Origin of the sequence: Mesorhizobium sp. 1B3, from assembly GCF_050958605.1 — a bacterium.
Taxonomy (GTDB): domain Bacteria; phylum Pseudomonadota; class Alphaproteobacteria; order Rhizobiales; family Rhizobiaceae.
This window is the reverse complement of the sequence record NZ_JBJHDO010000004.1, coordinates 412,414-424,813: the sequence shown is the minus strand read 5'-3', so window position 1 is coordinate 424,813 and position 12,400 is coordinate 412,414. Positions and strand designations below refer to the sequence as shown.

General features: G+C 61.2%; 12 protein-coding genes and 1 tRNA gene. 7 read left to right on the top strand and 6 right to left on the bottom strand.

All coding sequences use genetic code 11. The annotated features are described in order from the left end of the window. Positions 1-11: 11 nt before the first annotated feature. Entirely contained in the window at positions 12-509 is a 498-nt protein-coding gene (locus ACCO56_RS14005; protein ID WP_433641360.1) for a GFA family protein, read from the bottom strand. A 36-nt stretch (positions 510-545) separates the two neighbouring features. Here ACCO56_RS14005 and ACCO56_RS14000 point away from each other — a divergent pair, with 36 nt between their 5' ends. Beyond that, the gene (locus ACCO56_RS14000) at positions 546-869 is read left to right on the top strand and encodes a TfoX/Sxy family protein (protein ID WP_433641359.1); all 324 of its coding nucleotides are present in this window, start codon (positions 546-548) and stop codon (positions 867-869) included. A gap of 70 nt (positions 870-939) precedes the next feature. On the opposite strand, the gene ACCO56_RS13995 is transcribed toward ACCO56_RS14000, so the two are convergent. The 3 genes from ACCO56_RS13995 to ACCO56_RS13985 form a co-directional block, all read right to left on the bottom strand. Then, positions 940-2,403, bottom strand: coding sequence for a DEAD/DEAH box helicase (locus ACCO56_RS13995; protein ID WP_433641358.1), 1,464 nt, complete (start codon positions 2,401-2,403; stop codon positions 940-942). Positions 2,404-2,685: 282 nt separating this feature from the next. Further along, positions 2,686-3,459, bottom strand: a complete 774-nt coding sequence (locus tag ACCO56_RS13990; RefSeq protein WP_433641357.1) for an NAD kinase — start codon at positions 3,457-3,459, stop codon at positions 2,686-2,688. 26 nt (positions 3,460-3,485) lie between these two features. Continuing rightward, positions 3,486-3,561, bottom strand: a tRNA-Thr gene (locus tag ACCO56_RS13985). A gap of 350 nt (positions 3,562-3,911) precedes the next feature. On the opposite strand from ACCO56_RS13985, the gene ACCO56_RS13980 reads away from it, so the two are divergent. Next, positions 3,912-4,502 (top strand): ankyrin repeat domain-containing protein, encoded by a 591-nt coding sequence (locus ACCO56_RS13980; protein ID WP_433641356.1) that lies wholly within the window; start codon positions 3,912-3,914, stop codon positions 4,500-4,502. Positions 4,503-4,543: 41 nt separating this feature from the next. Next, positions 4,544-5,053 (top strand): YHS domain-containing (seleno)protein, encoded by a 510-nt coding sequence (locus tag ACCO56_RS13975; protein ID WP_433641355.1) that lies wholly within the window; start codon positions 4,544-4,546, stop codon positions 5,051-5,053. Between the two features lie 27 nt (positions 5,054-5,080). Here the strand turns inward: ACCO56_RS13975 and ACCO56_RS13970 are convergent, their stop codons facing one another. Next, positions 5,081-7,324 carry a tetratricopeptide repeat protein gene (locus ACCO56_RS13970; RefSeq protein ID WP_433641354.1) on the bottom strand — a complete coding sequence of 748 codons (2,244 nt, stop codon included), beginning with the start codon at positions 7,322-7,324 and terminating at the stop codon, positions 5,081-5,083. A gap of 354 nt (positions 7,325-7,678) precedes the next feature. Here ACCO56_RS13970 and ACCO56_RS13965 point away from each other — a divergent pair, with 354 nt between their 5' ends. After that, positions 7,679-7,846, top strand: coding sequence for a hypothetical protein (locus tag ACCO56_RS13965; protein WP_433641353.1), 168 nt, complete (start codon positions 7,679-7,681; stop codon positions 7,844-7,846). Here the strand turns inward: ACCO56_RS13965 and bhcR are convergent. After that, entirely contained in the window at positions 7,825-8,688 is an 864-nt protein-coding gene (gene bhcR / locus ACCO56_RS13960) for an HTH-type transcriptional regulator BhcR (protein ID WP_433641352.1), read from the bottom strand. The two genes, ACCO56_RS13965 and bhcR, sit on opposite strands and share 22 nt — an antisense overlap. 179 nt (positions 8,689-8,867) lie before the next feature. Between bhcR and gcl the strand changes: the two genes are divergently transcribed. From gcl to ACCO56_RS13945, 3 genes are read left to right on the top strand one after another with little or no spacing between them, the layout of a single operon-like run. Continuing rightward, a complete protein-coding gene (gene gcl / locus ACCO56_RS13955; RefSeq protein ID WP_433641351.1) occupies positions 8,868-10,649 on the top strand; it encodes a glyoxylate carboligase in 1,782 nt (593 codons plus the stop codon). 10 nt (positions 10,650-10,659) lie between these two features. Beyond that, positions 10,660-11,457: a hydroxypyruvate isomerase gene (hyi, locus tag ACCO56_RS13950; RefSeq protein ID WP_433641350.1), complete on the top strand. Its 798-nt coding sequence runs from the start codon at positions 10,660-10,662 to the stop codon at positions 11,455-11,457. A 27-nt stretch (positions 11,458-11,484) separates the two neighbouring features. Next, positions 11,485-12,372, top strand: a complete 888-nt coding sequence (locus ACCO56_RS13945; protein ID WP_433641349.1) for a 2-hydroxy-3-oxopropionate reductase — start codon at positions 11,485-11,487, stop codon at positions 12,370-12,372. The last annotated feature ends 28 nt before the right edge of the window (positions 12,373-12,400 follow it).

The following is a 12,400-nucleotide window of genomic DNA, read 5'->3' as shown; positions in this document are numbered from 1 at the left end:
CCGCCTTGGTATCAATCCACCCAGAGACCGTGGCGCCGATGCCAGTCGGCGATGGACTCCTCGGGATACAGCTCGAAGGCCTTGTCTCCTTTGCGAATGTCCGGCTCGACCCAGGACGCCTTGTATTTCAGCATCAGGTGGACGCGTTGCGGCGGCTTGGGCAGCTCGCTATCGATCGCCGAAGCGAAGGGGTGAACCAGGTCCGGCCAGGTGGGATCGTAGAGCCACAAGGCGGCCCCGCATTCGCGGCAGAACCGTCTTTCACCTGTTGAAGTCTCGCGATGCGGACGTTCGTCATCCTGGATTTCCGCCCTGTAAAGCCCGAGATGTTCCTCGCCCGTGATCTTGAGCGTGCGCGAATCCGCTCCGAGGTTGATGGCGTAACCGCCGCCGCCCTGCTGCTTGCGGCATATCGAGCAATAACAGAGCTGATAAGGGACGGGCGTGTGGCTTTGCACGGTGAAGTGAATCGCGCCGCAATGGCACGAACCCTTGAGCATCATCGGCATCAGTGCTTCCCTCCGTTCGAATGAAGGTTGATCATCATGGACAATGACGCGATAGCCGACCTGTTTTCGGGCCTGGGGCCGGTTCAGGTCAAGAAGCTATTCGGAGGCAAGGGCATCTACCACAATGGCGTGATCGTGGCGGTCGAGCTTCGTGGCGAACTGATGTTGAAAGCGGACACGGAAACTGCGCCGGACTTTGCCGCGGCGGGTTGCACGCAGTGGACATATACCGGTTCGCGTCACGGCAAGCTTGTCGCGATGCCGTACTGGACGGCGCCGGACGGCGCATTGGACGATGCCGACGCGATGACGCCTTGGGCGCGGAAGGCCTATGAAGCCGGGCTGAGAGCCGGAAAATAGATCAGCGATTGGACGACGCCGGTCGGATTTGCCCGAAAGTATCGTGCGGAAAAGCCGATGCAAGGGGGAGTCAAATCTTGACGGCGACCTTCATGAAGGCCGGTATGTCGTCGCCGAAGCCGACCACCGTGTTGACATCGTCATCCTCGCGATGGCGACGCGGACGGTCGTCTCGCCGCTCGTGCTTCGCCTTGCGCTCGGCATTTTCCGCGCGGATCGCATGTTTGCGGGCGCGATGTTCCTCGACCGCCTCGGCACTCACGACAACAGCGGAAGCATCCTGGTCGGCGTGCTGATCCCCGCGCTCGTTGCGGGGCCGGCTCTCGCCTTTGCGGCCAGCGCGTTTCGGCGCACCGCGGCCCCGGCGCGGCGCATCTTGTTCGCTGTCGCTGGCCTGAAGGGTCGAAAGATCACCGTCGAGCCACTCGATGTCCTGGCCGATCAGCTTTTCGATGGCGTCGACATATTTGGTATCGGAGCGCGTGACGATCGTGAAGGACTTGCCCGATCTGCCGGCGCGGCCGGTTCTGCCGATACGGTGGACATAGTCCTCCGAGTGGATCGGCACGTCGAAATTGAAGACATGGCTGACATCGGGAATGTCGAGGCCGCGGGCAGCGACATCGGACGCCACGAGAAGCTTGAGCTTTCCGTCGCGAAAGTTGGACAGCATCGTCATGCGGGCGCGCTGGTCCATGTCGCCATGCAAGGCGCCGGCGTTGAAATCGTGCTTCACGAGAGAGCGGAACAGCTCCGAGACCTCCACCTTGCGATTGCAGAAGATGATGGCGTTCTTCAGGCCTTCTTCCTCGTCCCGGATGAGTTTGCGCAGCACCGCGCGCTTGTCCCAGGACTTGGAACCAGCCTTGACGAGGCGCTGAGTGACCGTCGACGCGGTCGTGGCTGCCTTGGCCACTTCGATGCGCACCGGCGCATGAAGAAACTGCTCGGTGAGTTTGGTGATCTCCGGCGGCATGGTGGCCGAGAAGAACAGCGTCTGCCGCGTAAACGGGATCAGCTTGCAGATGCGTTCGATGTCGGGAATGAAGCCCATGTCGAGCATGCGATCGGCTTCGTCGATCACCAGGATCTCGACGCCGGTAAGAAGCAGCTTGCCGCGCTCGAAATGGTCGAGCAACCGCCCCGGCGTCGCGATCAGCACGTCGGCGCCCCGCTCGAGCTTGCGATCTTGCTCGTCGAAAGAGACGCCGCCGATCAGCAGAGCCATGTTGAGGCGGTGGTTTTTGCCGTATTTGACGAAGTTTTCTTCGACCTGCGCCGCGAGTTCGCGTGTCGGCTCGAGGATCAATGTGCGCGGCATGCGGGCGCGGGCGCGGCCCTTCTCAAGCCGCGTCAGCATGGGGAGGACGAAGGAGGCGGTCTTGCCTGTGCCGGTTTGGGCGATGCCCAGCACGTCCTTACCCTGCAGGGCGTGCGGTATAGCACCGGCCTGAATTGGTGTCGGCTCTCGGTAACCGGCATCCGTGACTGCGGAAAGCACCTTCGGTGAAAGGCCGAGGCTTGCGAAAGTCAACGCTTCTTGAGCGGTCTGATCTTCTAAGGACAAGTGTCTGGTGTCTTTGGCTGGTTGCGAGGCCCCGATGGGCAGCCTCCGCAAACGCTTCGCGTCTGCACGATGTGCATGGCGATACGGAGAAGTTAGCAATTTGTCAACACGCCGCGCGAAGTCCGCGTGGCGCCGACCCCTTATACTTAATTTCGTCTCTCTGGTTTTCAATGGTGTCAGAACAACCACGCGAAGCGAAGAGGGATTTTCGGTCCGGTCTTGCCTTATGCCACCGAGAGACCTGCGTCGCTAATACCGGAACTGCTCGGCCAGAATTCGTTCACTCCAGGAGTGTCCGGCGTCGAAAAGCAAAGTCGCCGTTGCGTCATAGGCTTCCTTGACCGTCACTTCGACGACCGATTTGACCTCGGTGTGATCGGCCACGGCGTTGACCGGCCTCTTGTCGGTTTCAAGTAGATCGAAACGCACCGTCACCTTGTTTGGAAGTAACGCGCCGCGCCAGCGGCGGGGGCGGAACGGGCTGACCGCCGTCAGCGCGAGGAGGGGCGCGTCGAGAGGCAGGATCGGACCATGGGCCGAAAGGTTGTATGCAGTGGAGCCGGCCGGCGTCGCTACCATCACGCCATCGCATATGAGTTCCTCGAGCCTCACCTTGCCGTCGATCGAGATGCACACCTTGGCGGCTTGATAAGATTGCCGGAAGAGCGACACTTCGTTGATGGCAAGCGCCGTTTCGACCTGTCCATCGGCGTCGACAGTGCACATCTCCAGCGGCCGGATCGTCTCTGCAACGGCGGCTGCGATGCGCTCCCTCAGATCCTCTTCGCTGAACTCGTTCATCAGAAAGCCGACGGTGCCACGGTTCATGCCGTAGACCTTCTTTCCCGAACCCATCGTCTCGCGAAGCGTCTGCAGCAGGAACCCGTCACCGCCCAGCGCTACGATCGTTTCGGCCTGCTCGAGGTCAGCCTGGCCATAGCGAGCGCTGAGCCGCTCGGCAGCTTCTCGGGCATCCGGCGCATCGGAGGAGACGAAGGCGAAGACGGGTCCGGTGTTGCGCATCGTCTCGAAGCTGGAATGGGTTGAAATGGTGCCCCCGGCAGGACTCGAACCCGCGACCCCCTGATTACAAATCAGGTGCTCTACCAACTGAGCTACAAGGGCACTGGCGCTCCGGTTAGCACATTCGCTGCGCCAGTAAAGTCAATTGTGGTTTCTCGAGCGTTCGTCGCACAGGAACGAGATGCGCCTCTGTCGCCGGCCAGCTGTCTTTTGCCCCTCGCGGACGAGGTCTGATCGGTGGTTTTCCCTGGGGCGAAATCGTTTCCGGAGGCTCTTCACTCGTTATTGGTGCCGCTTTTTTCTTGGCGAAGGCAGCAATTGAAAATTCAAGGTGCACGCCGGAATTGTATTCCCGGGGAGATGTCCGGTTTGTTGATTCGATATAGTTGAGAGTGCTAAATTAAAATAAATTCCGCCGCTGTAAAAACCAGATACGCGAACGGAGGGTCGCCATGAAATATTTGTTCATGCTGATCGCCTGTCTGTTTCTCGACATGCCCGCGGCAAAGGCGGGCGCTCTGCACGACGCGGCTCGTGAGGGCGATATCGAAAGAACAAAGCAACTCTTGGACCAGGGTGCTGCCCTGGAAGAGCGGGACCAGGCCGGCGAACCGGCGCTGCTCATCGCTTCCCTTGCCGGCCACGAGGATGAAGTGGCGCTGCTGATTGAACGTGGCGCCAATATCCAGATCCGCAACAAGCACGGCCTGACCGCGCTTCATGCCGCGGCCTATGGCGGTCATCTGGATGTCGTCGAACTGCTGGTCGGGAAGGGGGCCTCGGTCAATGACAGCGAGAACTTCTACAAGATGACGCCGTTGCATGCAGCAGCCGAGGAGGGGCACGCCGACGTGGTCGGCTTCCTGCTGAGCCAAAAGGCCGAGGTCGAGGCAAAGGAAAGAAACGGGTACACCCCGCTGACGCAGGCGGGCTGGCGCGAGCACTGGGATTCAGCAACTCTTCTGCTGAAGGCTGGAGCTGCTTGCCAGACCGCTGACATCGTCGGCGACTGGCTGTTCACGGAGTGCACCAAGCGAAAATGAGGTCGGCGCCAGCCATGAGCGGCGCTGACAAGGAGGTCTACATGGTCAAAAAACAAAAGGCTGCGATTGGAGTGTGGGCTACCGCGGCGCTTTGCGGCGCTTCGCTTGGCTTGTTCGCTCCAGCGGCGGCAGCGGATGAATTCGTCAACACCGGCTATTTCGGAGATGTCGCGATCAAGGGATACGATCCGGTCGCCTACTTCACCGACCATAAGGCAGTAGAAGGCTCCGAGGCATTCTCATACCGGTGGCTTGGAGCGACGTGGCATTTCGCCAGCGCGGAGAATCGGGATCTCTTCAAGAAAGACCCGGTGAAATATGCCCCGCAGTATGGCGGTCTTTGCGCTGACGGGGTCTCGTTCGGTACGATCACGACGAACATCGATCCGAAAGCCTGGCGGATCATCGAGGGCAAGCTCTATCTGAGCTACGACCCGGGTGCCGCTTCGGGCTTTGAGAAGATCCCGACGAAGGTGGTCGATGCCAAAAAGTATTGGCCTGAAGTCGAAAAGACCATCGTTGCGCAAAAAGCACGGGAAGAGGCCCAGTAGAGCGCGTTTGCGAGACCCGCGGGGCAGCTATTGGCTAGCGAGCGAGAAGAACTTGAGAGCCTGCGGCGTCACCTGGACGTATCCGGCCGCAGGCTCTTCCGTTCCGGTGTTGCGGTAGACATAGCCGCAGGTCATTCGATCCAGGAAGTAGCCCTCGAATTTCTCGCAGAGCTGATTGCCTTCGATCTGGATCACGCCTGTGATGTTGGTATTCGACGTCCGATAGGCGGTATTTCCCGCACTGTCGAAAAACTGGACGAACTCGGTTCCGTTCTTGTGCTTGCCGACCCAGCTCTTGTCTGTGGTCAAGTCCTTTAACGCCGCGCCGCCGACGCGATCGTCGTTGCGACCCTCGAAACCGAACGGCCATTGCGTGATTCCCGCCTGCCTCAGTCCATCGAGATGGTAGTTCAAATCCTCGCCCAGCCAGTGGTCATAGAGATAGCTGTAGTAGGTCAGGCTGCAGTCCGGAAATAGCTGGAGCAGCTTGGCGGCCTCCTCTTTCGCCTGGTCGAGTTCGCCTTCATGGGCATATGCCGAGGCAAGGTATTCGCGCGCAGGTTCGGCATTGGGCAGTGCGTTGCCCGCCTCCGTCAGCATCGCGATTGCACGCCGGTTGGACCGGGCGGTGTAGAGCACGACGCCGGCGAGCAGCCTGAAGCTGGGCGGCGGCGCGGGCTCGAAGCGTAGGGCCTTGTCCAGTGCGATGATCGCCTGGTCATGGCTGCCTGTCTGGGCAAGGATCAACGCCAGATTGGCGAACGCCTCGGCATCATTGGGCTGCACCTCGACGGCACGGTTCGCCGAATCCAGCGCTTCCGCTTCGCGCCCATCCACCAGTTGGAGTAGGGCGAGGACCGTATGGGCGCGCGCGTTGTCCGGGTCGAGCTTCAGCGCCTGGCCCGCTGCATCATAGGCGATCTTACGAGCGACCGCCGCCGACCAGAGGAAATTGTAGTCGTTGCGCCAGACATCGACGGCGACACGCGCAATGCCGGCGTGCGCCTCGGCAAAAGTGGGATCGAGGTCGATCGCCTTCTGATAGTAGGACAAGGTGCGCCGATATGTCTCGACGTCACTGTAGAGGAAGCCCTCGTGCTCGGCCCGCAGATAATAGTCGTAGGCCTCGAGATTGTCGGTGGGGATTCGTGCCAGGTGGTCGCGTTCGCCTTTGCTGAGTTTGACCGACAGGGCAGAGATGATCTTGCCGATAACGTCGTCCTGGACGGCGAAGATATCGGCATATTGGCGATCATAGCGCTCGGCCCATAATGATAGACCGGTCAGCGCGTCGATCAGCTTCACGTTTATCCGCAGCCGCTGGCCGGCTCGCTGCAACGTGCCTTCAAGCACGAAATGAACGCCGAGTTCGGAGGCGATCTCCTGTATCCGGTCGGCCGAGTCCTGCAACGCGAAGACCGAGTGTCGTGCGATAACGAACAAGCCCGACACCTTGGACAATTCGGTGATCAGATCATCGGTCAGTCCTTCGGCAAGATGATCATGCTCGGCGTCGTTGCTCACATTGATGAACGGCAGAACGGCGATCGAAGGCTTGTCCGGCAGCGGATATGCAAACCTCTCCTGCGGCTGCAGCCATGAGGTCAATGGTTGCCACCACCAGAAGGCGGCGCCGGCGGTCACGATGAAGAGTGCTGCCAACGTTCCGTACGCCGCCCTTCGGGTGGCGGCTGGTCGCACCGAAACGGCGGGCGGGCTCGCGGCTGTTGCCGGCGTGGCCAGCGCCTCGGCCTTCCCGTCAAGTTTCACGCGGTAGACGAGAATCGGTTCGGCGATGTTCTTGACTCTTTTCTCGCCGAGCGCCTCGAAAGTGAGATCGAGCTTGCCTTTCACTTGTTCGAAAGCGGTGCCGGAAAGACAGATTCCGCCGGGGTCGGCGACTTCCTCCGTTCGCTTCGCGACGTTCACGCCGTCGCCATATATGTCGCCGTTCTCGTGGACGATGTCGCCGATGTTGATGCCGATCCGATAGCGGTATTGCCGGTCCTCCGGAATGGCGGCATTCTCCTGGCGCAGGGCGATCTGAACCTCGACCGCGAAGCAGACGGAATCCACGACGCTGGAGAATTCCATCATTGCCCCGTCGCCGGTAAGTGCGGCGACGCGCCCGTGATACTGGGCAGCTCTCGGATTGAAGATTGCGCTGCGATGTCGCCGTAGCGCCGCCAGCGTACCCTGCTCGTCCAAACCCGTCAGGCGGGAATAACCCACCATGTCAAAGGCAAGGACCGCGGCCAGCCGACGTTCCATGCTCGGTCTCCTTGTCCAAGAGAGTAACCGAGGGGAAAAGAGAAATCCACTTACTGGAGTTTGTGGTCGCCTACACCAGATGGTCTATTTTTCGTAAATATAGCCGATAGGAACCTAAGACGAAGGCAAACTTTTTGCGAATATCGGTGAGGTAGGTCGTTGTTCCTCGTTTTACCAACTGGCCGAAAGCTGTAATCGGGTTGGCATTCGATGACGTTCAGTTGCTGTGTTCCCATCGCGCTGGAGGGAACGGAGACTGCGCATATCCGAGTGAACACAGGACGCCTCGAGGAACATCAATTCGCCAGATCGAGCGTTCAGAATGCTCGGACAAGCAGGTTCCGAGGACATTCCATGGTCAGGCTGGCTGTCTTTGCGCTTCTGGTCTTAGCGATCTGGCTCGTCGTGCTGCAGCTCTTGCGGCTGGCGCGATCGAAGCAAATCGACTGGAACGGCGTCGCATTCGCGATCGGGTTCGTCGCGCTCGCCTTCTATCTCCGTCACGTGACCGGCATCGGCTGATCGGAAGCCTTGCCTTCGTCCGCGACGGGCGCGACGCCGCCGATCATGCTTGTCACCTCGGCGGCGGCCCTGTGAACCAACGGACCGATATCGTTCAGGCGTTCCGGCGTTACCCGCACGGTCGGTCCGGAAATGGAAATGCCGGCGATCGGCTCGGCGAACTCGTTGAAGATCGCCGCAGCCACGCACCGCATGCCCTCAAAACGTTCTTCGTCATCTACGGACCAGCCGCGGACCCCGATCTCGGCGAGATCCCGGGTGAGGGCAGGCAGGCCGACGAGCGTGCGCTGCGTGTAGGAAGGAAGCCCGGCGCTGCCCGCAATCGCCTTGACACGGCTGGGGTCGAGATGGGCCAGGATCGCCTTGCCTATCCCCGACGCGTGGAAAGGGCTGCGCGAGCCCGGTCGGAAGAAAGCCCGAATCGCCTGGTGGGTCTCGATCTGGCTGACGAATACGACGCAGTCGTTTTCCGCCACCCCCAGATTGGCCGTCTCGCCGGTTTCTTCCATCAAGGCCTGCATCACCGGGCGGGCTCGGTCGGCGAGCTTTCGCCGGCGCAGGAACGCCGAACCCGCGCGGAAAGCTCCAACTCCAATCGACCATAATTGGTCCGCGCGGTCGAACTCGACCATTGTATGGCTCTCCAGGGTGATCAGCATCCGATAGGCGGTCGAAGCCGCAAGGCCTGTCTCGGCCGCAATTTCGCTCAACGACATTCCGTCGCCGCCGGCGACGACGGCGAATACGCGCAGAGCACGGTCGAGCGACTGGACCGATGCCGTTTCGGCAGGCGCGTTGAAGGAGCGTGGTCGGCCACGCTGACGTTTTTCCGCAGTTTCCATCCGGCGATTATAGAAAAATATTTTACATCGTGAAAACCCGTCCACGCGTGAAAAACCGAAACCCGTGTTGAATCAAAGGGAAGTATTCTTTTTTAGAGTATGAAAAAATATTCTAAAAAAATTGAAAAATACCCTTCTCGCTGACATTCTTTCCAACAGAACTCATGGAGGGCTCGGGCATGGCCAGGATGCGCGCCGTTGACGCGGCGGTTCTCGTTCTCGAAAAGGAAGGGATGTCGGTCGCCTTCGGCGTACCCGGGGCCGCGATCAACCCTTTGTATTCAGCGCTCAAGGCAAGAGGGTCGATCCGTCATATCCTGGCCCGCCATGTCGAGGCCGCGTCGCATATGGCCGAGGGCTTTACCCGTGCTCGCGCCGGCAATATCGGCCTGTGCCTGGGAACGTCGGGTCCGGCCGGGACGGACATGATCACCGGCCTCTATTCCGCCTCGGCAGATTCCATCCCAATTCTCTGCATCACCGGCCAGGCACCGCGGGCGCGACTGACCAAGGAGGACTTCCAGGCAGTCGACATCGCGGCGATCGCGGCCCCGGTTTCGAAATGGGCGGCCACCGTCATGGAGCCCTACCAGGTGCCGATGGCTCTGCAGAAGGCGTTCCACCTCATGCGCTCCGGCCGGCCTGGCCCGGTTCTGATCGATCTGCCCCTCGACGTGCAACTGTCGGAGATCGAGTTCGACATCGAAACCTATGAGCCGCTGCCGGTCGTGAAGCCGGCAATGTCGCGGGCACAGGCCGAGAAAGCCTTGACGATGCTCAATCAGGCCAAGCAGCCGCTGATCGTGGCGGGTGGGGGCATCATCAACGCGGATGCGTCGGATCTGCTGGTCGAATTGGCGGAGATCACAGGCGTACCGGTCGTGCCGACCCTGATGGGATGGGGAACGCTTCCCGACGATCATCCGCTGATGGCGGGTATGTGCGGCCTGCAGACCGCGCACCGCTATGGAAACGCGACCATGCTCGCCGCCGATTTCGTTCTCGGCATCGGCAATCGCTGGGCGAACCGCCATACGGGGTCGATCGAGAAATACACGGCCGACAAGACGTTCATCCATGTCGACATAGAGCCGACCCAGATCGGCCGTGTCTTCGCCCCGGACTTCGGCGTGGTTTCCGATGCGGGCGCCGCGTTGAAGATACTGCTCGATGTCGCCACCGAATGGAGGGCGCAGGGCCGCTTGCGCGACTGGTCGGGCTGGGCCGACGCATGCCGCCAGCGCAAGAAGACGATGAAGCGCAGGACGCATTTCGACGAGGTGCCGCTAAAGCCGCAGCGCGTCTACGAGGAGATGAACAGGGCTTTCGGCCGGGATACCTGCTACGTGTCGGCGATCGGGCTCTCGCAAATCGCGGCGGCGCAGTTCCTGCATGTCTACAAGCCGCGAAACTGGATCAATTGCGGCCAGGCCGGCCCGCTCGGCTGGACATTGCCGGCTGCTCTCGGGGTCCGGGCGGCCGACCCTCGGCGTGAGATCGTCGCCTTGTCGGGCGATTACGATTTCCAATTCCTGATCGAGGAACTCGCCGTCGGAGCGCAGCACCGTCTGCCCTACATCCATGTCGTGGTGAACAATGCCTATCTCGGTCTGATCCGCCAGGCCCAGCGGCCCTTCTCCATGGACTTCGAAGTCAGCCTCGCCTTCGAGAACGTCAACCGGTTGGATGATGCCGAGGCCGGCTACGGCGTCGATCACATTGCCGTCGCCGAGGCGATGGGCTGCAAGGCCATCCGCGTCCGTCGGCCGGAGGAAGCCGCGGGAGCCTTCGCAGAAGCGAAACGCCTCATGGCCGAACACCAGGTGCCCGTCGTTCTCGAATTCATTCTCGAGCGGGTCACCAACATCTCGATGGGACCGGAGATCGATGCCGTCGTGGAGTTCGAGGAACTCGCCGCAGGCAACGAGGACGCGCCCACCGCTGTCGTACTGCTGGACTAGAGGAAGACAAATGCCGCGTTTTTCAGCAAACCTTTCGATGCTTTTCACCGAGCACGGCTTTCTCGACCGTTTCGATGCCGCCGCGCGCGCCGGCTTCGAGGCGGTGGAGTATGTCGGACCCTATGACCATCCGCCGGAGGTGGTTGCGGCTCGCCTGGAAAAGAACGGCCTCACCCAAGCCCTGTTCAACCTGCCGGCCGGCGATTGGGAGGGCGGTGAGCGCGGGATTGCGGTGCTGCCGGACCGGATCGAGGAATTTCGCCGCGGGATCGACGTAGCGATCGGCTACGCCAAGGCCCTGAATTGCGGACAGCTCAACTGCCTTGCCGGTATCGCGCCGCCCGATATCGATCGCGAAACGCTGGAAGAGACCTTGGTCGGCAATCTGTCCTATGCCGCAACCAGGCTCGACGAGGCAGGGATCCGGCTGCTGGTCGAGCCCATCAATCAGCGCGACATTCCCGGCTTCTTCCTGACCACGTCGCGTCAGGCAATGGCGATCATGGACCGCGTCGGCTCGGACAATCTCTTCCTGCAATACGACATCTACCACATGCAGGTCATGGAAGGGGATCTCGCCCGGACGATTGAAGTCAATCTGGGGCGCATCGCGCATATTCAGCTCGCGGACAATCCTGGCCGTCATGAGCCGGGGACGGGGGAGATCAACTATCCGTTCCTCTTCGCTCATCTCGATCGCATCGGCTACGGCGGTTGGGTGGGAGCCGAATACAAGCCAAGGAACGGCACGGAAGCAGGACTTGGCTGGTACGCCGCGTCGGCACGCAAGGGCAGCGCCGCAGCCTGAACTGGGAAGACGGGAAGGACATCCGACATGGAAACGATCGGCTTCATCGGCCTCGGCATCATGGGCGCGCCGATGGCGGGGCACCTGCTCGACGCAGGCTACGAACTCGTCGCCAGCGATCATCGCCGGGCACCGCCGCGCTGGCTAGTCGATAAGGGATTGAGGACCGTGACCGGCCACGATACCGTCGCGCGCACCGCCGACATCGTGATCACCATGGTGCCGGACACGCCGCAGGTGCGCGAGGTGCTGTTCGGGGAGGCCGGGGTTGCGGTCGGCCTCACCAAGGGCAAGCTCGTGATCGACATGAGTTCCATCTCGCCCATCGAGACGAGGGAATTCGCTGAACGCATCAAGGCGCTTGGTTGCGATTATCTCGATGCGCCCGTGTCGGGCGGCGAGGTCGGGGCGAAGGCCGCGACGCTCACCATCATGGTCGGCGGCAGTGAGACCGCCTTTGAACGAGCGAAGCCGGTTTTCGAGAAGATGGGCAAGAACATCACCCTGGTCGGCGAGAACGGGGTCGGCCAGACGACCAAGGTAGCCAACCAGATCGTGGTGGCGCTCACCATCGAAGCGGTCGCGGAGGCGCTGGTGTTTGCCTCCAAGGCCGGCGCGGATCCGGCAAAGGTGCGGCAGGCGCTCATGGGCGGGCTCGCTGCTTCGCGCATCCTCGAAGTGCATGGCGAACGCATGATCAGCCGCAGCTTCGATCCGGGCTTCCGAATCGAACTCCATCAGAAGGATCTCGCCCTCGCGCTCGAAGGCGCCAAGGCACTCGGCGTGTCGTTGCCCAACACCTCCACGACCCAGCAGTTGTTCAACTCATGCGCGGCGAATGGCGGCGCCAAGCAGGATCATTCCGCGCTGGTCCGGGCTCTCGAGCGAATGGCAGGACATCAGGTGAGCGAATAGGGAAAGAAGCTTGTGCCGTGAGCGCGCG